At 71.0% G+C, this 20,512-nt stretch carries 19 protein-coding genes and 1 riboswitch; of the genes, 5 read left to right on the forward strand and 14 right to left on the reverse strand.

Annotated features, from left to right (window positions below; all coding sequences use genetic code 11):
* Positions 1 to 329 precede the first annotated feature (329 nt).
* A complete protein-coding gene (locus ABZ453_RS29900; RefSeq protein WP_359019604.1) occupies positions 330 to 1,502 on the reverse strand; it encodes an acyl-CoA dehydrogenase in 1,173 nt (390 codons plus the stop codon).
* 359 nt (positions 1,503 to 1,861) lie between these two features.
* On the opposite strand from ABZ453_RS29900, the gene ABZ453_RS29905 reads away from it, so the two are divergent.
* Positions 1,862 to 3,094, forward strand: a complete 1,233-nt coding sequence (locus ABZ453_RS29905) for a glycoside hydrolase family 18 protein (RefSeq protein WP_359019606.1) — start codon at positions 1,862 to 1,864, stop codon at positions 3,092 to 3,094.
* 6 nt (positions 3,095 to 3,100) lie between these two features.
* Here the strand turns inward: ABZ453_RS29905 and ABZ453_RS29910 are convergent, their stop codons facing one another.
* The 3 genes from ABZ453_RS29910 to ABZ453_RS29920 form a co-directional block, all read right to left on the reverse strand.
* Positions 3,101 to 3,760: a helix-turn-helix domain-containing protein gene (locus ABZ453_RS29910; RefSeq protein WP_359019608.1), complete on the reverse strand. Its 660-nt coding sequence runs from the start codon at positions 3,758 to 3,760 to the stop codon at positions 3,101 to 3,103.
* A gap of 72 nt (positions 3,761 to 3,832) precedes the next feature.
* Entirely contained in the window at positions 3,833 to 3,973 is a 141-nt protein-coding gene (locus tag ABZ453_RS29915; protein WP_208782117.1) for an SCO1431 family membrane protein, read from the reverse strand.
* 142 nt (positions 3,974 to 4,115) lie between these two features.
* Positions 4,116 to 5,453 carry a peptidase C39 family protein gene (locus ABZ453_RS29920; protein ID WP_359019610.1) on the reverse strand — a complete coding sequence of 446 codons (1,338 nt, stop codon included), beginning with the start codon at positions 5,451 to 5,453 and terminating at the stop codon, positions 4,116 to 4,118.
* A gap of 206 nt (positions 5,454 to 5,659) precedes the next feature.
* Here ABZ453_RS29920 and ABZ453_RS29925 point away from each other — a divergent pair, with 206 nt between their 5' ends.
* Positions 5,660 to 6,322, forward strand: coding sequence for a hypothetical protein (locus ABZ453_RS29925; RefSeq protein WP_359019612.1), 663 nt, complete (start codon positions 5,660 to 5,662; stop codon positions 6,320 to 6,322).
* Positions 6,323 to 6,751: 429 nt separating this feature from the next.
* Positions 6,752 to 8,611 (forward strand): AAA family ATPase, encoded by a 1,860-nt coding sequence (locus ABZ453_RS29930; RefSeq protein ID WP_359019614.1) that lies wholly within the window; start codon positions 6,752 to 6,754, stop codon positions 8,609 to 8,611.
* Between the two features lie 23 nt (positions 8,612 to 8,634).
* Here the strand turns inward: ABZ453_RS29930 and ABZ453_RS29935 are convergent, their stop codons facing one another.
* The 9 genes from ABZ453_RS29935 to ABZ453_RS29975 form a co-directional block, all read right to left on the reverse strand.
* The gene (locus ABZ453_RS29935) at positions 8,635 to 9,720 is read right to left on the reverse strand and encodes a hemolysin family protein (RefSeq protein WP_359019616.1); all 1,086 of its coding nucleotides are present in this window, start codon (positions 9,718 to 9,720) and stop codon (positions 8,635 to 8,637) included.
* The gene (locus ABZ453_RS29940) at positions 9,717 to 11,042 is read right to left on the reverse strand and encodes a hemolysin family protein (RefSeq protein WP_359019618.1); all 1,326 of its coding nucleotides are present in this window, start codon (positions 11,040 to 11,042) and stop codon (positions 9,717 to 9,719) included. The genes ABZ453_RS29935 and ABZ453_RS29940 overlap by 4 nt, the downstream gene beginning before the upstream one ends.
* Positions 11,043 to 11,218: 176 nt before the next feature.
* Positions 11,219 to 11,662 carry a PH domain-containing protein gene (locus ABZ453_RS29945; protein ID WP_358603346.1) on the reverse strand — a complete coding sequence of 148 codons (444 nt, stop codon included), beginning with the start codon at positions 11,660 to 11,662 and terminating at the stop codon, positions 11,219 to 11,221.
* Between the two features lie 24 nt (positions 11,663 to 11,686).
* Positions 11,687 to 12,535, reverse strand: a complete 849-nt coding sequence (hisG, locus tag ABZ453_RS29950) for an ATP phosphoribosyltransferase (RefSeq protein ID WP_359019621.1) — start codon at positions 12,533 to 12,535, stop codon at positions 11,687 to 11,689.
* Positions 12,536 to 12,582: 47 nt separating this feature from the next.
* A complete protein-coding gene (locus ABZ453_RS29955; protein WP_030946750.1) occupies positions 12,583 to 12,855 on the reverse strand; it encodes a phosphoribosyl-ATP diphosphatase in 273 nt (90 codons plus the stop codon).
* Between the two features lie 33 nt (positions 12,856 to 12,888).
* Complete coding sequence (gene ribH, locus ABZ453_RS29960) at positions 12,889 to 13,374, reverse strand: 6,7-dimethyl-8-ribityllumazine synthase (RefSeq protein ID WP_208783466.1); 486 nt, start codon at positions 13,372 to 13,374, stop codon at positions 12,889 to 12,891.
* A gap of 33 nt (positions 13,375 to 13,407) precedes the next feature.
* Entirely contained in the window at positions 13,408 to 14,751 is a 1,344-nt protein-coding gene (locus ABZ453_RS29965) for a bifunctional 3,4-dihydroxy-2-butanone-4-phosphate synthase/GTP cyclohydrolase II (protein WP_359019624.1), read from the reverse strand.
* Complete coding sequence (gene pnuC, locus ABZ453_RS29970) at positions 14,748 to 15,389, reverse strand: nicotinamide riboside transporter PnuC (protein ID WP_359019626.1); 642 nt, start codon at positions 15,387 to 15,389, stop codon at positions 14,748 to 14,750. Before pnuC ends, ABZ453_RS29965 begins: the two co-directional genes overlap by 4 nt.
* Positions 15,386 to 15,991, reverse strand: a complete 606-nt coding sequence (locus tag ABZ453_RS29975; protein ID WP_359019628.1) for a riboflavin synthase — start codon at positions 15,989 to 15,991, stop codon at positions 15,386 to 15,388. Before ABZ453_RS29975 ends, pnuC begins: the two co-directional genes overlap by 4 nt.
* Positions 15,992 to 16,133: 142 nt before the next feature.
* A riboswitch (FMN riboswitch) is annotated at positions 16,134 to 16,264 on the reverse strand.
* 230 nt (positions 16,265 to 16,494) lie between these two features.
* Between ABZ453_RS29975 and ABZ453_RS29980 the strand changes: the two genes are divergently transcribed.
* Both ABZ453_RS29980 and ABZ453_RS29985 read left to right on the forward strand, forming a co-directional pair.
* Positions 16,495 to 17,382: an RNA polymerase sigma-70 factor gene (locus tag ABZ453_RS29980; protein ID WP_359019630.1), complete on the forward strand. Its 888-nt coding sequence runs from the start codon at positions 16,495 to 16,497 to the stop codon at positions 17,380 to 17,382.
* Between the two features lie 90 nt (positions 17,383 to 17,472).
* Entirely contained in the window at positions 17,473 to 18,213 is a 741-nt protein-coding gene (locus tag ABZ453_RS29985) for an SDR family oxidoreductase (RefSeq protein WP_359019632.1), read from the forward strand.
* A gap of 474 nt (positions 18,214 to 18,687) precedes the next feature.
* Here the strand turns inward: ABZ453_RS29985 and ABZ453_RS29990 are convergent, their stop codons facing one another.
* A complete protein-coding gene (locus tag ABZ453_RS29990) occupies positions 18,688 to 20,391 on the reverse strand; it encodes an ROK family protein (RefSeq protein ID WP_359019634.1) in 1,704 nt (567 codons plus the stop codon).
* Positions 20,392 to 20,512: the final 121 nt, after the last annotated feature.

The raw sequence follows: 20,512 nt of genomic DNA on the forward strand, positions 1-20,512 counted from the left end.
CCCTGGAGACGGCGTGGCTGACGGTACGTCAGACAGCGGCCGGTGACCAGAGACGGGTCGCGAACTCACGCTCGATTCGACGGATCGGTGACCTGTCCGTCCGTTGCCGCGTTGCCCTGGTATGACCCCCACCTATTCAGCGACCGGGCGTCAGCGCCGTATCTTCGTCCCGCCGCCCGCAGGAACGGTTCCCCCGGCGCCGCCCGTCCCAGACCCGCCGATCTACCGTGATCTGATGCGCACCTGGGCCGACCGGGGCCGCACCCTGCCGGGCCGCCATGACCCGGAGTGGGTCAGGCTGGCGGCCCCGCAGGTGCTGCCAGGGCAGTTCAGCGGGTCTCCGGACCCGCAAGATGACGGGCGATGACCATGCGCTGGATCTGGTTGGTGCCCTCGACGATCTGCAGCACCTTGGCCTCGCGCATATGGCGCTCGACCGGGAAGTCCGCGGTGTAGCCGTATCCGCCGAGGACCTGCACGGCGTCGGTGGTGACCTTCATCGCGGTGTCGGTGCAGTGCAGCTTGGCCATGGCCGCCTGCTTGGCGAACGGCCGGCCCGCGTCGCGCAGCCGCGCCGCCGACAGGTACAGGGCGCGGCCCGCCTCGATCTGGGTGGCCATGTCGGCGAGCATGAACCGCAGCCCCTGGAAGTCGGCGATGGGCCGCCCGAACTGCTGTCGTCCGGTGGCATAGGCGACCGCCTCGTCGAGCGCCGCCTGGGCGAGTCCGATGGCGCAGGCCGCGATGCCGAGCCGGCCGGAGTCGAGGGAGGCCAGGGCGATCGCGAAGCCCTGCCCCTCCTCGCCGATGCGCCGCTCGTCGGGGACCCGCACCCCGTCGAAGTGGACCTGGGCGGTGGGTGAGCCCTTGAGGCCCATCTTCTTCTCGGGCGCCGCGCCGCTGAGCCCCTCGGCGTCGCCGGGCACCAGGAAGGCGGTGATCCCGCGCGGGCCGTCCTCGCCGGTGCGGGCCATGACGGTGTAGAAGTCGGCGATGCCGCCGTGGGTGATCCAGGCCTTGGTCCCGTCGATCACCCAGTGGTCGCCGTCGCGCACCGCCTTGGTGCGCAGGGAGGCGGCGTCGGAGCCGGACGACGGCTCGGACAGGCAGTAGGCGCCCAGCAGGCCGCCGCCCAGCATCGCGGGCAGGTGCTCGACCTGCTGCTGCTTGGTGCCGTAGGCCGCGAGGGCGTAGGAGGCGAGCGTGTGGACGCTGACGCCGAGGCCGACGGTGAGACGGGCCGCTGCCAACTCTTCCAGGACCTGGAGGTAGACCTCGTACGGCTGGTCGCCGCCGCCGTGCTCGGAGTCGTACGGCAGTCCGAGCAGTCCCGACTTCGACAGCAGCGTGAAGACCTCGCGGGGGAAGCGTCCGACGTCCTCATCGTCGGCCGCCTTCGGCGCGATCTCGCGCTGGGCGATGTCCCGGACGAGCGAGATCAGATCCCGGGCCTCGTCCGTGGGCAGTTGACGGTCCACCGGCTGCGGGGCGCGGTCGGGCATGGCGACGCTCTCCTCCCTGTTTCGGGCACATCGGCGGCGTGCGCCCTGGGTGGGGGCGGCTCCGCCGGGTCCTGCTCGCGGCCTGCCGGTGCTCGCGCCTCCGGGTCTCGGAAGCTGCTGACCAGCGGCTGTGCGCTGTGAGTATGCCCGATCGGGGACATCCCGTCACCAGTTAACGACCGCTTACTTCAAGAATATCCCGCGCCGCCCCGAAGCGCCGTCCGCTCCCCGCGAACCCGCCTCGTATTGGTCCGCACCATTGACCCGACTGGTCTAGTCCTCCTAAGGTTCATGACCAACGCTTTACCGCGTTCATGCCAATCGGCGCGCGTTCCCTCTCCCCCACGAGGAGACACCCGATGCACGTTCCGCACCGCCCCCGCGCCTCCTTCCGGGCGCTGGTCTCCGCCGCGTGTTGCGCCGTCCTCGGCGCCGGTCTGCTGGCCGGCGCCAGCACGGCCTCCGCGAAGCCGTCCACCCAGGAAGCGGCCGGCTCCAAGGTTGTCGGCTACTTCACCGAATGGGGCACCTACGACCGCAAGTACTACGTCAAGAACGTCGAGACGTCCGGATCGGCGGCGAGGCTGACCCACATCAACTACGCCTTCGGCAACGTCACCAGCGGCAAGTGCGCCATGGGCGACTCCTACGCCGCGACCGACCGCGCCTACACGGCCGCCGAGTCGGTGGACGGCGTCGCCGACACCTGGGACCAGCCCCTGCGCGGCAACTTCAACCAGCTGCTGAAGCTGAAGAAGAAGCACCCGGGGCTGAAGGTCCTGTGGTCCTTCGGCGGCTGGACCTGGTCCAGCGGCTTCGGCGAGGCGGCGAGGAATCCTGCCGCCTTCGCCCAGTCCTGCTACGACCTGGTGAAGAACTCGAAGTGGTCGGGCCTGTTCGACGGCATCGACATCGACTGGGAGTACCCGAACGCCTGCGGAAACACCTGCGACACCAGCGGCCGGGAGGCCTTCAAGAACCTGATGGCGGCGCTGCGCTCGAAGTTCGGCAGCGGTGCGCTGGTCACCGCGGCGATCACCGCGGACGCCACCGGCGGCGGCAAGATCGACGCGGCGGACTACGCCGGCGCGGCCCAGTACGTCAACTGGTACAACCCGATGACGTACGACTACTTCGGCGCCTGGGACGCCACCGGTCCGACGGCCCCGCACTCACCGCTGAACTCCTACTCCGGCATCCCCAAGGCCGGCTTCCACACCTCGGCGACCATCGCCAAGCTCAAGGGCCTCGGCATCCCGGCCTCGAAGCTGCTGCTGGGCATCGGCTTCTACGGCCGCGGCTGGACCGGCGTGACGCAGTCGGCGCCCGGCGGCACGGCGACCGGGCCCGCGGCGGGGACGTACGAGCAGGGCATCGACGACTACAAGGTGCTCAAGTCCAAGTGCCCGGCGACCGGGACCGTCGGCGGGACCGCGTACGCCAAGTGCGGCAACAACTGGTGGAGTTACGACACGCCCTCGACCATCGGGACGAAGATGACCTACAAGAACCAGCAGGGCCTGGGCGGCACCTTCTTCTGGGAGCTCAGCGGCGACACCTCGAACGGCGAGCTGATCAAGGCCATCGGCTGACCTTGCTCAGCCGTCCCGTCGGGCCGGGGCCGGGGCCGGGTACGCGGGGTCTAGTTCCTCGATGGCACGCATCGAGCCGCCGAGGGTCTTGACCAGCAGTTCGCGCATCTGGTCCCGGGTCAGGGCGGGGCGGTCGATCCAGTCGAGGGTCGCGCCCTCCACACTGCACACCCAGGCGAACAGGCCCATCCGGGCCAGCGGCGCGATGTCGGTACGGCCGTACGCCCCGTCCGCGATGGTCGCGACGATCGCCTCGCGCACCCCGTCCCGTATGGCCTGCACCTCGGCGTCGAAGCCGACGCCGCCGCTGACGATCGTGCGGTAGGCGGCCTGGTTGTGCTCGGCCCAGCGGAGATAGGCCTCCATGGTGCGGTGGACCCGGTCCAGCTGTTCCCGGTCCACCTCGCCGCCCGCGAAGTTGATCAGGTCGGCGACCGAGTCGTGGATGATCGCCAGGTAGTAGCCGCGCTTGGACTGGAAGTAGTAGTAGATCAGCCCCTTGGCGACGTGCGCCTGCTTGGCGATGTCATCCATGGAGAGTGCGTCGTAGGACGTGTCGGCGAACAACTTCCGCCCGATGGCGATGAGTTCGGCGCGGCGCGCCAGTGAGCGCTCGGTGCCGCGCGCCCGTGGACGGACGGCATCGCTCTGTTCGCTGATCTTCAATTCGGACCCTGGTCTCGGGCGGGGGGCGGGACATCCGCAGTATGTCAGAACAACAACGCCCGTTAGTTCGAGTCAGAGCAGACCGAACTGGGCGACGAGCATCGCGACGACCACCACCAGAGTCCAGCCCATGACATGCTCGAGGATCTTCGGGCCGTCGTCCCGGGGGCCGCCGGTGCGCGTGCGGGCGGCGGTGACTGAGTGTGCTGTCATGGTGTCTCGCTGGGCTCGGCGTGCGGTGGACTCCCCCGTCGTTGTGTCCACCTTGCCACCAGCAGCGGCTTTTGCGACGGAGACGTTGGTCACAGCGCAAGGGCCCCGGTCGCCCCGGGGCCTTCACGGAGGGACCGACCGCTCAGCGCACACCGACCGCCGCGAGCGCCTTGCGCTGCCGGGCACTGGGACACGCGGGGAAGTACAGGTAACAGACACCGCCACTGCCGGAGACGACCTTGCCGGAGGCGTTGTACCGCTTGGTGCGCAGCCAGATGTTCTCGAACTCGCGCCGCCGGTACACCCGTCGCACCGCCTCGTCGCTCGGTGAGGCGGGGTCGTTGGCGATCACGTCGCCGTCCGCGGTGAACCCGATGACGGTCATCAGATGCCCCGAGGTGCCGTAACCCGCCCCGGTGAGCTCCTCCTTGAGGAAGGACTGGGACGTTATGGCCGGGATGCCGGCCGCGATCAGCGTCTCCACGTCGGTGAGCGAGCCGAGCCGGGTGACCACGCCCTGCAGGTTCTCGTAGGTGGCCGCGTAGGCGGCGTTGAACGGCCAGTTGCCGCAGCCCTCGTACTGGTAGTCGTAGGTGAAGCGGGCCGCGTGGTCGACCTGCGGGTCGGCGTAGCCCGGGTCCACCCAGGCGAGTTGCCCTGGGGTGAGCCGGCCGCCCCAGTACTCGATGATCATCTGCGAGGAGGTGGGGCTGCACCAGGCCTCGCCGCCGTTGTCGTACTGCGGGTACTGGCCCTTGTGGATCTCCTGCGAGTAGCGCGGGACGGTCAGTTCCCTGGCCAGGCCCGGCGTGGAGGCCGGGACGGTGAAGCGGTCCGGGACGTCGGAGCCCATCGCGCCGAGCCGCCAGACGGTGGGGGTGAGCCGGGTGCCGGGCTTGCGGTGGAGGGTGAGGCGCAGCCGGTAGGAGACCAGACGCAGGCCGGTGGTCGCGTCGTCGACGGCGAAGGTGTCGGTCCAGACCGTGCTCTTGCCGTCGGCCTGCCCGTCCACCGAGGTCCGCTTGATGTCCTGGTCGCCCGCGGCCCAGCGGCCCATCACGTACCAGGGTGTCTCGGTGCCGTCGGAGTACCTGCCGTGCAACTCGACCTGGAGCCAGGTGCCCGCCGGGGTGTGCGCGTTCCAGGAGGCGACCACCTCGGTGGCGGGAACGCGGAGCGTGTGGTCGGGGGACGTCCAGGTCGCGTACTCCCAGCTCGCCGTCGTACCGGTGTGCGGGTCGGTGTACTCGGTGGTGCCGGCCGGGTCGGCGATCACGACTGCGGGACGGGTGCCGGCGACGGCACGGGTGCCCAGGGCGTCACCGGCGCGCCAGTCGGGGTACGAGGTCCAGGCGTGGTAGTCGACGGGGCGGGCCGGGTCGGCATGGGCCACGCCGACGGAGAGCGAGGGGCCCACCACCGCGGCGGCGACCGTGGCGGCCAGGAGGGTTCTGCGGGACGGCTGTTCGGCTCTGCTCATGGGTGGGACGACCCCCAGGTGTCCGAGTCGGGACGGGTCCGTTGCGCGCGTGCGACGCGGGCTTGTGGCGCCGCCGTGGGCCAACTATGGCCGCCGAGGAGGTCCACGGCCAGCACTTCGGCCCGCGGCGCGCCCACCAATATTGGCCTGGACCACTGGCATGACCTGCGACGCTCCGCCGCCTCGATCCCGCCCCCGGCTAAACTGTGGCCGAAACGCACCCGCCTCCGTGCAGCCAAGGAACGGCCATCCACTCCCTCGCCTACCGGCTCCGCCGTCTCCCCCCGTCCTGCGGTCCGGTCCGCCTGGTCGGGGTCGACGGACACGCGGGTTCCGGGAAGTCCACGTTCGCCGGCCAGTTGGCCCGGGCCCTCGGCGACGCACCGGTGCTGCACCTCGACGACATCGCCAGTCACGACGAGCTGTTCGGCTGGAGCGGGCGCCTGCTGACCCAGGTGATCGAGCCGTTCCGCCGCGGCGAGACCGCCCACTACACCCCCTACGACTGGCGCGCCCGCCGCTTCGGCCCACCGCAGCCGCTGCCGACCGCCCCCGTGGTGCTGGTCGAAGGCGTCGGCGCCGGCCGCCGCGCGCTCCGCCCCCATCTCGCACATCTGCTGTGGATGGAGCTGCCGCACGAGGAGGCGTGGACGCGGGGGCGACAGCGGGACGGCGAGGAACAACGGGAGTTCTGGGACGGATGGGTCCGGGCGGAACGACAGCACTTCGCAGAGGATCCCTCCCGGCCGTTCGCCAACTCCCTGGTACAGCAGTGCGAGAAGGGATACGAGGTACTGCCGGGGCCAGGGAAGAGACTTGGACCGGACCAGGCGCTCACGCAGGGTGACGGACCATCCGCAATGTGCTGAACTTGTGAAGACGGGGCCTCGGGGAACTTCCCGGAGTGCCTCAACTCGGCTTGACCGAGGGGCCGTACAGGTCTTACGTTCTCAATGTGCGGCCATGCGAAGCCGCCCACTGTCGCGAAGCCCCCGGTTGTTCCCCCGTGATCGGGGGCTTCGTTCTGCCCTCCCCCACCTTTCCGGACGCTCTGTGGTGCGTTTCGCTCACCCTCCGTCACCATCCGGTCCCCGGCTCATCTGCTCCCACCTCGTCAAACCTCGTGTGCGGCACCCTTCGGTGGGCGACACCGGCGCAGGTACCATGCCCTCGGTGCGACCTACGAGCGGCTGTGCGCGCACCGCAACTCCGGTCAGCGGTACGGCGGTTCGATCAAGGCGGCCGACGGGTGACCACCCGGCGGTCAACCGACGGGGGCACGGTTTGTGGGGGACGTGATGGACTTCGGCACGCAGGGCCCCGAGGCCCCGGCCGACCTCGCCTGGCTGCGAGGCGTGGACGCCTACACCATGGGCGCGTATCCGCAGGCGGAGGAGGAGTTCCGGACCGCGGTGCGGATGGATCCCGGGATGGCCGACGGCTGGCTCGGACTGCACGCGCTGCGCGTCGACACGACGACCGCTCTGCTGCGGATGTTCCGGCACCGGGACCGCTTCGGCGAGCAGCGCGCCCGGCACCGCCGCTCCCTCAACTCCTGGTACTGGCTGGGCTGGTGGGTGCAGCCGGTGCTGGAGAGCCCGCGCGACCTGCTGCTCGCGCACGCCTCGCACTGGCTGGACGGTCGTCATGTGCCCGAGCTGGACCGGGCGCTGGCCGGTCTGCCGCCCATCGACACCGACCACCAGGTCCGCTTCCTGCACGCCTGCCGCGCCTACCTGGTCAAGGACTGGGAGCAGCTCGTCCGCCACACCGACCCCCTGATCGACGACCCGCTGCTCGGGATCGAGGCGGGCCTGTTCGGCGGGATGGCCCGGGTCCGTCTGGAGATGTACGGCCAGGCCGAGCCGCTTCTCGCATCGGCGCTGATGCGCTGCCGCAGCGAGCAGCCGCAGCGCAAGGAGCTGCGGTACTGGCTGGCGCGGGCCCACGAGGGCACGGGCCGTTCGGCCGCCGCGCTGCCCCTGTACCGGGCCGTGCACCGCGTCGACCCCGCCTTCATGGACACCTCGGCCCGGCTCGCGGCGATCGCCGAGGGGGACGGGTACGACGACTCCGCCGACCTCGCCGCGATCACGCTCTCCGGCGCACAGGACGTCCTGGACGGCCCCGACGCCCTCGACCCGCTGTTCGGCACCGAGGTACGGGACCTGCGGCTTCCCGAACCCGACCTCCCGCCCGTCGGCCCGGTGCCGTCGGTGATCGATCCGGCGGTGCGCGAGAAGAGCGTCGCCGGCTCGCCGCTGCCGGCCGGTCCGACCGACCCGGCGTTGCTCGAGGAGGCGCTCGCCGAGCTGGAGCGCATGGTCGGCCTGGAGCCCGTGAAACGACAGGTCAAGGCGCTGTCCGCGCAGTTGAACATGGCACGGCTGCGGGCCGGGCAGGGGCTGCCGGTCCAGCCGCCCAAACGGCACTTCGTCTTCTCCGGCCCCTCCGGCACCGGCAAGACGACGGTCGCCCGCATCCTGGGCCGCGTCTTCTACGCCCTCGGCCTGCTCGGCGGCGACCACCTCGTCGAGGCCCAGCGAGCCGACCTGGTGGGTGAGTACCTGGGCCAGACGGCCGTGAAGGCCAACGAGCTGATCGACTCCGCGATCGGCGGGGTGCTCTTCGTGGACGAGGCCTACTCCCTCTCCAACTCCGGTTACGGCAAGGGGGACGCCTACGGCGACGAGGCGCTGCAGGTGCTGCTGAAGCGGGCCGAGGACAACCGGGACCACCTGGTGGTGATACTGGCCGGCTACCCCGAGGGCATGGACCGGCTGCTCGCCGCCAACCCCGGTCTGTCCTCCCGCTTCACGACCCGCGTCGACTTCCCGTCCTACCGGCCGCTGGAACTCACCTCGATCGGCGAGGTGCTGGCCGCGGAGAACGGCGACGTGTGGGACGAGGAGGCCCTGGACGAGCTGCGCTCGATCGCCGGGCACGTGGTGGACCAGGGCTGGATCGACGAACTGGGGAACGGACGCTTCCTGCGGACCCTGTACGAGAAGAGCTGCGCGTACCGGGATCTGCGGCTGTCGACCTACCCGGGGATGCTGTCGCGGGACGACTTGTCGACGTTGCGGTTGCCCGACTTGATGCAGGCGTACGGAGAGGTGCTGTCGGGGCGGGGGCCGCAGGATCCCAGTGCCATGTGACATATCACTGGCCCCCGCACCGATCAGGTCGCCAGCGCCTCCTCAGGCTCCCCGCTCCCCCGCGGCTCCGTCACCCGGACCTCCCGTGTGTCCCGGTGCGCCGGGTCCGTGACCTCGCCCACCAGCAGCTCCAGTACGTCCTCCAGGGCGACCAGCCCCAGCACCTTGCCCGAGCCGTCCGCGACCTGGGCGAGGTGGGTCGCCGCTCGGCGCATGACCGTGAGGGCGTCGTCCAGGGGCAGGTCGGCACGGAGGGTCGTCATCGGGCGCCACAGCTGCTGCGGCACCGCCCGTTCGGAGTCCTCCAGGTCGAGTACGTCCTTCACGTGCAGGTAGCCCATGAAGGCGCCGTTGTCCGCGGCGACCGGGAAGCGGGAGTAGCCGGTGCGGGCGGTGAGCCGGACGATCTCACCGGGGGTGACCGAGGGGCTGACCGTGATCAACGACTCGCGCCCCAGCAGTACGTCCGTCACCGGGCGGGAACCCAGCTCCAGGGCGTCCTCCAGGCGTTCCTGCTCCTCGGGGTCCAGCAGGCCCGCCAGTCCGGAGTCCTCCACCAGGCGGTTGAGCTGTTCGCTGGTGAAGACCGCCTCGACCTCGTCCTTCGGCTCGACCCGGAAGAGCCGCAGGATGCCCTGGGCGCAGGCGCCGAGGGTCACGGTGATCGGCCTGCAGACCCGGGCGAAGTAGACCAGCCCGGGGCTGAGCCACAGGGCGGCCTTCTCGGGCGCGGCCATCGCCAGGTTCTTCGGGACCATCTCGCCGATGACGAGGTGGAAGAAGACGACCGCGGCCAGCGCGATGACGTAACCCAGCGGGTGGATCATGCCGTCGGGCAGGTGGATCCACTCGAAGACCGGCTCCAGCAGGTGCGCGACCGTGGGTTCCGCCACCGCGCCCAGGGTCAGCGAGCAGACGGTGATGCCGAACTGGGCCGCCGCCATCATCTGGGGCAGACGTTCGAGGCCGTAGAGCACCTGGCGGGCCCGGGCCGTGCCGAGGGGTTCGATCTGGCTGCGGCGGACGGAGACCAGGGCGAACTCGGCGCCGACGAAGAAGCCGTTGGCGAGCACCAGCAGGGCGGCGAACAGGAGTTGCAGCACGCTCATCGGGCGACCTCCACGACCGGCCCGGTCCTGACCAGCCGGACGCGCTCGGCCCGGTAGTGGCCCACCCGGCGCACGGTCAGCCGCCAGCCGGGCAGTTCGGCCTTGTCACCGGCGGCCGGGATCCGGCCGAGCAGATCGGCGACGAGGCCGGCGACCGTCTCGTACGGCCCCTCGGGCACGTCGAGTCCTATGCGCTGCAGGATGTCGACCCGGCAGCTGCCGTCGGCGTCCCAGGCGGGCTTGCCGTCCTCCGGCGGGGCGGCGGCGAGTTCGGGCACGTCCTGCCCGTCGTGCTCGTCGCGGACCTCGCCGACGATCTCCTCGACGATGTCCTCCAGGGTCACCACCCCGGCCGTGCCGCCGTACTCGTCGACGACGACCGCGATGGGCTGCTCGCTGCGCAGCTGCGCCAGCAGGGGCTGGACCGGCAGGGTCTCGGGGACCAGCAGGGCCGGGCGGGCGATACGGCCGACGGGGGTCCGCAGCCGGTCGTGCACGGGGACGGCCAGCGCGTCCTTGAGGTGGACCATGCCGACGACTTCGTCGATCTTCTCCTTGTAGACGGGGAAGCGAGAGAGGCCGGTGGCGCGGGTCAGATTGACCACGTCCTCGGCGGTGGCCGAGGACTGCAGCGCGCTCACCTTCACCCGCGGGGTCATCACGTGCTGCGCGGTCAGCTCGGCGAGCGACAGGGTCCGCACGAAGAGGTCCGCGGTGTCCTGTTCCAGGGCGCCGGCCTGCGCGGAGTGCCGGGCCAGGGAGACCAGCTCGCCCGGTGTGCGGGCGGAGGCCAGCTCCTCGGCGGGCTCGACGCCCAGGGCGCGGACGAGGCGGTTGGCGACGGTGTTCAGCGCGGCGATGACCGGGCGGAACAGACGTGCGAAGACGTGCTGCGGGCCGGCCACGAACCGGGCGACCTGCATGGGCTTGGAGATCGCCCAGTTCTTGGGCACGAGCTCCCCGATCACCATCTGCACCGCGGAGGCCAGCAGCATGCCGACGACGACCGCGATGCCGGAGACGGCGCCCTCGGGGATGCCGACGGCCGTGAAGGGGCCGCGCAGCAGTGCGGCCAGGGCCGGTTCGGCGAGCATGCCGACGACCAGGGAGGTGATGGTGATGCCGAGCTGGGTGCCGGAGAGCTGGAAGGACAGCTCCTTCAGCGACTCGGCGACCCTGCGGGCGCGTTTGTCGCCCTCGGCGGCGGCCTTCTCGGCGTCCGTCGCCTCGACCGTGACCAGCCCGAACTCGGCGGCCACGAAGAAGCCGTTGGCGAGGATCAGCAGGACGGCCGCTCCGAGGAGCAGCAGGGGGGTGGTCATGATGCCGCCGCCTCGGTATGTCGGGAGGGGGCGGCGCAGGTACTACAGGACGATCCGTCCATCGCTGGAGGGAGTCACTCCTCGGGTAGCAGGGGGCCGCTGGGGGCCGTGGGGCACGTCGGCGGCGGAGGCGCGAGAAAACGCCTCCGCCAACAGATTAATCAAGACAGGGGTCTCTACGGCAGATCCCTCGTCGAGCGGGCCTCGGCGAGCGCGCGCAGCATACGCGCGTCGGCGATGGCACGCTCCTTGGCGATACCGGGCTGGATGCCGAGCGCGGGCAGGCTGGTGCCGTCGCTGAGGTTGAGGAAGACCCAGGGGTCGCCGGGACGCAGGTTCACATGGAGGATCTCTGTCCACTCCAGGTGCCGTCTGCTGACGATGTTGACGACGGTGACACCGGACTCCTCGGCGACGACCTTCACCCGGGCGAGCATGGCCAGGACACCGAAGAGGAGCGCGCCGGTGAGGATGAAGCTGAGCCGTTCACCGGGGCCGAGCTGCTCCAGGAGCATGGCGACGGTCGTGATCACCACGAAGATCGCGACGCCGCCGGTGAGCAGGACGGCCCGGGTGCGGCCCGGCCGGAAGGTGACGGGGAGAGCGGGCAGATCAGACATCTCGTACGGTCCTCGTACGGTCTCTCAGAGACGGCAGGCGTGGATGGCCGTGGTCAGGATGGCCCGGGCGCCGATCTCGTAGAGGTCGTCCATGATCCGCTGGGCGTCCTTGGTCGGGACCATGGCACGCACGGCGACCCAGCCCTCGTTGTGCAACGGCGAGATGGTCGGCGACTCCAGACCCGGGGTGAGGGCGACGGCCTTCTCCAGCTGCTCGACGCGGCAGTCGTAGTCCATCATCACGTACGTCCGGGCCACCAGGACACCCTGCAGCCGGCGCAGGAACTGCTGCACCTTGGGCTCCTCGCCGTCGGCTCCGGTGCGGCGGATGACGACGGCCTCGGACTTCATGATCGGCTCGCCGAAGACCTCCAGGCCCGCGTTGCGCAGGCTGGTGCCGGTCTCGACGACGTCGGCGATGACCTCGGCGACGCCCAGCTCGATGGCGGTCTCGACGGCGCCGTCGAGGTGGACCACGGAGGCGTCGACGCCGTGCTCGGCGAGGTGGCCCTCGACGATGCCCTCGTAGGAGGTGGCGACGGTACGGCCCTTGAGGTCCTCGACGCCGCTCGCCGTCCCCGGCTTGGCGGCGAAGCGGAAGGTGGAGCGGGCGAAGCCGAGCGGGAGGATCTCCTCGGCCTCGGCGCCGGAGTCGATCAGCAGGTCACGGCCGGTGATGCCGATGTCCAGCTGACCGGAGGAGACGTAGATCGCGATGTCGCGGGGCCGGAGGTAGAAGAACTCGACGTCGTTCGACGGGTCGACGGTGCGCAGTTCCTTGGACTCCCGGCGCTGCCGGTAGCCGGCCTCATGCAGCATCTCCGCCGCAGGGCCTGACAGGGAACCCTTGTTGGGGACGGCGATGCGCAGCATGAGGTCGGCTTCCTTCGCGTGGGTTTCTTGTGGGAACGAGGCGGGGCTCACAGGTGGGCGTAGACGTCGTCCAGGGAGATCCCGCGGGCGACCATCATCACCTGGACGTGGTACAGCAGCTGCGAGATCTCCTCGGCGGCCGCCTCCTTGCCCTCGTACTCGGCGGCCATCCAGACCTCGGCGGCTTCCTCGACGACCTTCTTGCCGATGGCATGGACGCCCTTGCCGACCAATTCTGCGGTGCGGGAAGTGGCGGGATCGCCGTGGGCGGCCTTGTGCTGGAGCTCGGTGAAGAGCTCCTCGAACGTCTTGTTGGACATGGTGAGCGTCAGACTACGCCACGGCCGGTTACCTCAGTGCCACGGTTCAGATACTGAGCGGAGGGTGGCCGCGGTCGCCACCGCCGCCGTCACCGCTTCGTGCCCCTTGTCCTCGTTGGAGCCCGGCAGACCGGCCCGGTCCAGCGCCTGCTCCTCGTTGTCGCACGTCAGCAGACCGAAGCCGACCGGGACGCCGGTGTCGACGGAGACCTGGGTCAGGCCCTGGGTGACGCCCTGGCACACATAGTCGAAGTGCGGAGTGCCGCCGCGGATGACGACACCCAGGGCGACGATCGCGTCGTAGCCGCGGCCGGCGAGGACCTTGGCGACCACCGGGAGTTCCCAGCTGCCGGGGACCCTGAGCAGGGTCGGCTCGTCGATGCCGAGGTCGTGCAGGGCGCGCAGCGCGCCGTCCACCAGGCCGTCCATCACCTTTTCGTGCCACTGCGCCGCGATGACGGCGACCCGCAGGTCACCCACATTGCGTACGGACAGCTCCGGTGCGCCCTTGCCGCTCACGTTTCTCGTCTCCTGGATGTGCTGGGGGTGCGGTTACTGGTTGCTGCAGGTGGACACCGGGTTGGTGTCCAGCCAGGGCAGGTCGTGTCCCATCCGGTCCCGCTTGGTGCGCAGGTAGCGGAGGTTGTGCTCGCCCGCCTGTACGGGCATCGGCTCCCGGCCGACGACCTTGAGCCCGTGCCGGACGAGCGCGTCGGTCTTGTCGGGGTTGTTGGTCATCAGGCGCACACTGCGCACGCCGAGGTCCTCGAGGATCTGCGCGCCCGCGCCGTAGTCCCGGGCGTCGGCGGGCAGGCCGAGCTCCAGGTTGGCGTCGAGGGTGTCGCGGCCGCGCTCCTGGAGCTCGTACGCCCGCAGCTTGGACAGCAGGCCGATGCCGCGTCCCTCGTGGCCGCGCAGATAGACGACCACTCCCCTGCCCTCGGTCTGGATGCGCTCCAGGGAGGCCCCCAGCTGGGGGCCGCAGTCGCAGCGCAGGGAGGAGAAGATGTCGCCGGTCAGGCACTCGGAGTGGACGCGGACCAGGACGTCCTCGCCGTCGCCGATCTCGCCGTGGACGAGGGCCACGTGCTCGACGCCGTCGACGGTGGAGCGGTAGCCGTAGGCCTTGAACTCGCCGTGCACGGTGGGCAGATGGGTCTCGGCCTCGCGGCGGACGGTGGGCTCGGAGCTGCGGCGGTAGGCGATCAGGTCCTCGATGGAGATGATCGTCAGGCCGTGCTTGCGGGCGAAGGGGATCAGCTCGGGCAGGCGCAGCATCCGGCCGTCCTCGCCGGCGATCTCGACGATCGCGCCGGCCGGGCGCAGCCCCGCGAGGCGGGCGAGGTCGACGGCGGCCTCGGTGTGGCCGTCGCGGGTCAGGACGCCGCCGGACCGGGCGCGCAGCGGGAAGATGTGGCCGGGGCGCACGAAGTCGGCGGGCTGTGCGTCACCGCTCGCCAGCAACTGGAGGGTGGTCGCGCGGTCGGCGGCGGAGATCCCGGTGGTGACGCCGTGGGCGCCCGAGGCGTCCACGGAGACCGTGAAGGCGGTCTTCATCGACTCCGTGTTGTCGTCGACCATCTGCGGGAGCTTCAGCCGGTCCAGTTCCTCGCCCTCCATGGGGGCGCAGATCAGGCCACGGCACTCGCTCATCATGAAGGCGACGATCTCGGGGGTGACCTTCTCGGCGGCGATGACGAGGTCGCCCTCGTTCTCGCGGTCCTCGTCGTCGACGACCACGATCGGGCGGCCTGCCGCGATGTCGGCGATCGCCTGCTCGACGGGGTCGAGGGACCAGTCCTCGATGCCGTCCGTGCTGTAGAGAATCGGTGGGATCAAAGGGGCGGCGCGTAGCGCCTCGTTTGGGGCGGTGGTGGGAGACGGGTGGGCGGTCATGCCGGCGCTCCTTCCAGGACGGGTTGCGGTGTGTTGCGGGAACGCAGCCACCAGTCGCGCATGCCCCACAGGACGAGTGCGCCGTAGATGACGTAGACGAAGCCGGAGAAGGCGTAGCCGTTGGCGAAGTTGAGGGGGACGCCGACGAGGTCGACGAGGAGCCAGGCGATCCAGAACTCGACCATGCCGCGTGCCTGGGCGTACATGGCGACGATCGTGCCGACGAAGATGTAGGCGTCCGGCCAGGGGTCCCAGGACAGGGACGGGTAGGCCTTGAAGAGCAGGGCGACCACGACCGTGCCGACGGCTGCCGCGCCCAGCATCGCGCCGCGTTCGCGCCAGGTGGCGAACCGCGGGGTGATGTGACCGTCGGCGGACCTGCCCTTGGTGCGGCTCCACTGCCACCAGCCGTACAGCGCGACGACCATGACGACGACCTGCTTGCCGGCGCTGCCCGCGAGATGGCCGTAGAACGCGATGAACAGGACAAGGCCGGAGAGGAACTGCACCGGCCAGGTCAGCAGGGAGCGCCGCCAGCCGAGGGCGAGGGTGATCAGACCGAGGATGTTGCCGATCATGTCCGACCAGATGATGTGCTGACCGAGGAGGGTGAACGCCTGCGAGTTCAGCCAGTTCACCGGTCTGCTCCCTGCGTGCTCGCGAGCAGGCGCTCGACGTACTTGGCGACCACGTCCACCTCGAGGTTGACCGGGTCACCGGGCTGCTTGAGGCCGAGCGTGGTCAGGGCGAGGGTGGTGGGGATGAGGCTGATCGTGAAGTAGTCGGGCCCGGCGTCCACGACGGTGAGGCTGATGCCGTCGACGGTGATGGAGCCCTTCTCGACGACGTAGCGCGAAAGGTCCGCGGGCAGCGAGATCTTGACGATCTCCCAGTTCTCGGACGGCTTGCGCTCCAGCACCCGACCGGTGCCGTCGACGTGGCCCTGCACGATGTGGCCGCCGAGGCGGGAGCCGACGGCGGTGGGGCGCTCGAGGTTGACGCGGGAGCCGACGGCGATGGCGCCGAGGCTGGAGCGGTCGAGGGTCTCCGCCATGACGTCGGCGGTGAACTCGTCGCCCTCGTGCTCGACGACGGTGAGGCAGACGCCGTTCACGGCGATGGAGTCCCCGTGTTTCGCGCCGTCGGTGACGACGGGGCCGCGCACGCGGAAGCGACAGGAGTCACCGAGGTTCTCGACGGCGGTGATCTCACCCAGCTCTTCGACGATTCCGGTGAACACTTCCCGGGTCCTCCTGCCTCATTCGGGCACGGACTCCGGGGCTGTCGAAGACGACATAAGCGAGCGAGAACACCGGGGCGACGCCGGACAGACCCGTCCACACGGACGAGCGCATACGGCGGCGCGCACGAATGCCCGCCCGCCGCGCACTGCCTCCCATCCGGACTTTAACCGTCGGTCCAGGAATTTCACCTGGTCAACCGGCCGCTGGAAGCGGACGGGTCGCGGACTGTAACCGCCGGTTCGGAATTTCACCGACCCCGGAGTGCGCTGCTTCTGGTACAGAGCCAGTGTGCCACGCCCGATCGACGTCCATACGGGCGAACGGTGTGGGGTGGCTCACAAGGAGTGTCGCTGTACTTCTCAACTCGGCCTGTTTACCGGACCCTTTGGTCTAGTCCTTTAGGGCTCCATTGGACGGGCCCGGCGGCGGTGACGACGGCCCTTGCCCGTCGCCGGGCCTTCTCAGCCGCGGTGTCGGTGGGCTCTGGCAGGGTGGTGCCATGAGCAGCGCGACCGCCGACGACTTCGAGCCGCACCGCCCGCGGCTGTTCGGTCTTGCCTACCGCATGCTGGGCTCGGCCGACGAGGCGGAGGACGTGGTGCAGGACGCGTATCTGCGCTTCAGCGGCGCTGACCGCGCGGGCATCGAGCGTCCTTCGGCCTGGCTCGCCAAGGTCGTCACCAACCTCTGCCTCACCCGGCTGGCCTCGGCGCGGGCCCGGCGCGAGCGGTATGTCGGCACCTGGCTGCCCGAGCCGGTCATCACCTCCGACGGCACGCTCGGCCCGCTGGAGTCGGCGGAGCAGCGGGAGGCCGTGTCGCTGGCGATGCTGGTCCTGCTGGAGCGGCTCACGCCGAACGAGCGGGCGGTGTACGTGCTGCGGGAGGCGTTCGGGTACGGCCACCGGGAGATCGCCGGCGTGCTGGACCTGACCGAGGCCAACTGCCGTCAGCTGTACCGGCGGGCGGTGCGGCGAGTGGACGAGGACCGGTCGCGGTTCGAGCCGGTGCCGGGGCGGCAGGCGGAACTCGTCACCTCGTTCCTCACCGCGGCCCGGGACGGTGATCTGGTCGGACTGGAGAAGGTGCTGACGGCGGACGTCACCTGGTCCAGCGACGGCGGCGGCAAGGTCAGCGCGGCCCGGCGGCCGGTCGAGGGGCGCGACAAGGTCGCCCGGCTCGCGGTGGGCGGCGCCGAGCGGTTCGCGGCGGGGCTGGAGTTCACGCCGACCGAGATCAACGGCGAGTACGGGCTGGCCGCCTGGGCGGGCGACACGCTCGCCGGCGTGGTCGCGTTCGAGGTGCGGGACGGTCTGATCGCCCACCTGCGGATCGTGCTGAACCCGGAGAAGCTGGACTTCGTGAGGCGTCAGCTCACGCGTTCCTAGGGGGCTGTCACATTTCGCGCGGGCTGCCTCGTCTCAGCTGGCGAAGGGCGCTCCACCCCGGGGCGTCCGCCGCGGGAAGGGTTGGACAGCATGGCCACGATTCTGGTGACCGGTGGGACGGGCACCCTCGGCAGGCTCGTCACCGAGCGGCTGCGGGCGGACGGGCACGAGGTACGGGTGCTCAGCCGGCGCACCCCGCCCCACGCCGTCGATCTGCGCGAGGGCGGGGCCCGGCTGGACGCGGCGGTCGAGGGCGTGGACACGGTGGTGCACTGCGCGACCACGCAGACTGGTGGGGACGAGAAGGCGGCCGCCCATCTGATCGCGGCGGCACGGCGGGCCGGGGTACGACACCTGCTCTACATCTCGATCGTCGGCGTCGACCGGGTGCCGTTCCCGTACTACCGGACCAAGCTCGCGGTGGAGAGGACGATCGAGGAGTCGGGGCTGGGCTGGACGGTGCTGCGCGCGACGCAGTTCCACGATCTGCCGGTGATGTTGTTCCGGGCGCTGGCGAAGCTGCCGGTGCTGCTGCTGCCGGCCGGGGTGCGGGACCAGCCGGTCGAGGTGGCCGAAGTCGCCGAGCGGCTGGCGGAGTTGGCACAGGCGGCGCCCGCGGGGCGCGTCGCGGACATGGGCGGTCCCGAGATCCGCACGTTCGATTCGCTGGCCCGCGCCTGGCTGAAGGCGACGGGGCGCAGGCGGGCGGTGCTGAACGTCCCCCTGTGGGGCAAGGCGTATCGGGCGTTCCGCGACGGCGGCCATCTGGCGCCGGAACACGCCATCGGGAAGGGCACGTTCGAGGAGTACCTGGAGAGGCAGCGGGGTTGAGTCGTGCCGCTCACCGCAGCGGGGCCGGGGCGTCCCGCTCACCGCAGTGGGACTTAGGCGACCGGCTCGCCGCAGCGGAGCCGAGGCATGCCACTCACCACAGCGGGGCCAGGTCGTCCCGCCCACCACAGCGAGGCCGAGGCGACCCGCTCACCGCAGCGGAGCCGAGGCATGCCACTCACCACAGCCGGGCCAGGCCGTCCCGCCCACCACAGCGAGGCCGAGGCGACCCACTCACCGCAGTGAGGCCGAGGCATGCCACTCACCACAGCCGGGCCAGGCCGTCCCGCCCACCACAGCGAGGCCGAGGCGACCCACTCACCGTAGTGAGGCCGAGGCATGCCACTCACCACAGCGGGGCTCAGGCGACACGCTCGCCGCAGCAGGGCCGAAGCGTCGCTCACCTCAGCGGAGCGGAGGCCTGCCCGTTACCGCAGCGGGGCCGAGGTGTCCCGCTCGCCGTCGTGCCGTCGCTCACCGATCCGACGGCGCGAACAGTTCGTCCTGGGCGTGGTCCCGTGCGGTGAGCAGGGCACCGCGCAGCACGGCGGCGCCGCCCAGGACACTCGGCCGCACCTCGGTGGCCAGCGGTGACATCCGCCGGACCCGCGCCTGCACCCGCCCAGCGAGCTCCGCGCCCCCGGCCTGTCCGACCTCACCGCCAAGTACGACACACCCCGGATCGAGCACCGCCACGACGGAGGCGACACCAATGGCCAGCCGGTCGGCGAGGGCGTCCAGGAAGCGGTCGGCGGCCTCGGGGACGATGGCAGGCGTCACCCCGTCCGGCACCGCCGGCCCAACGGCAGCGGCCGTCCCGCCCGCGTCAGCAGCGCCTGAGACTCCGGTGGCAAACGACGCAGCCTCCGGCACCTCCGCTCCCGGCGGGGCGACCACCCCGTCTGCATCAGCCACGCCCGAGCCGCCAGGGGCCGGCGACGCAGCCTCCCCCGCCACCGCACCCGAACCCGCAACCGCCCTGCCTGTGTCAGCCCCATCTGAGTCTCCAGCGGCCAACCACGCGGCCTCCCCCACCACCACCCCAGAACCACCAACCGCCCCACCCGCATCAGCCCCGCCGGACTCTCCGCCGACGAACGACGCAGCCTCCCCCACCACCACCCCAGAGCCACCAACCGCCCCACCCGCATCAGCCCCGCCGGACTCTCCGCCGACGAACGACGCAGCCTGCCCCACCACCACCCCAGAACCAGCAACCGCCCCACCCCCGTCAGCCCCGGCACCTTCCCGCACCGCCGCCGCGGCGCCCCGTACCAGCGCCGCCACCGTTGCCCCGTTCGTCCCCTCACCGAAGCGGTCACCATCGCTGCCGGAGGGCACCGGCATCCCCCACTCCTCCGCCAGCCTGCCGATCGCCGCAGCCCCCGCCAGCGAATGGAAACCGCCCTCGCAGTCCGTGGCCGACGGCAGTCCCGCCGTTCCCGGGACCGGCAGGAAGCCGATCTCGCCCGTGCCTCCGGAGGCGCCCCGGCGCAGCTTTCCGTCCAGGACCACGGCGGCGCCCGTGCCGTGGCTGAGCCACAGCAGGACGAAGGTGTCGCGGTCCCGGGCGGTGCCGTCGCGCTGTTCGGCCAGGGCCGCCAGGTTGGTCTCGTTCTCGATGCTGACGCGCGCCTCGGGGAGCCGTTCCTGAAGGGCGGCGACCAGTTGGCGGTGCCATTCCGGCAGGCCCGTCGAGTCACGGAGTTCCCCCGTGGCGGGGTCGATCAGACCCGGCGCGCCGATCCCGACCGTGTGCAGCCGGTCCGCCCCCGCCTCCTTGGCCACCCGCTCCACCAGCGCGACCGTCCGCTCCACCGCCGGCCCCGTCCCCGTGTCGCCCCCGATCGGCATCGACGCCTCCGCGAGCACCCGCCCCACCAGGTCGGACACGACCACGGAGACACCCTCCGTACGGACGTCCAGCGCGACCAGATGGGCGCGGTCGGCGACGATGCCGTACAGCTTCGCGTTCGGCCCGCGCCGCACCTCGCCCGCCTCGCCGACCACGGTGATCAGCCCGGACACGGTGAGGCGCTCGACGAGGTCGGCGACCGTCGGCCTGGAGAGTCCGGTCAGCTGCTTCAACCGCGCCGCCGTCAGCGGGCCTTCCTGCTGCAGCAGACGCAGGGCGAGCCGGTCGTTGATGGCCCGGGCGGTGCTCGGGGATGCGGGCATGCCGGGATCCTTCCAGATCGCGGGACGGGCGGGCGCGAGGCCCGGGGTCCCGTGCGGCCAGTAATCCCCTATTTATCAGGCAGGGTTCCTGATAGTTTATCGGGCGCGAGCGGGAACGGAG

It is taken from the genome of Streptomyces sp. NPDC005799, assembly GCF_040630525.1.
GTDB classification, from domain to species: domain Bacteria; phylum Actinomycetota; class Actinomycetes; order Streptomycetales; family Streptomycetaceae; genus Streptomyces; species Streptomyces griseorubiginosus_B.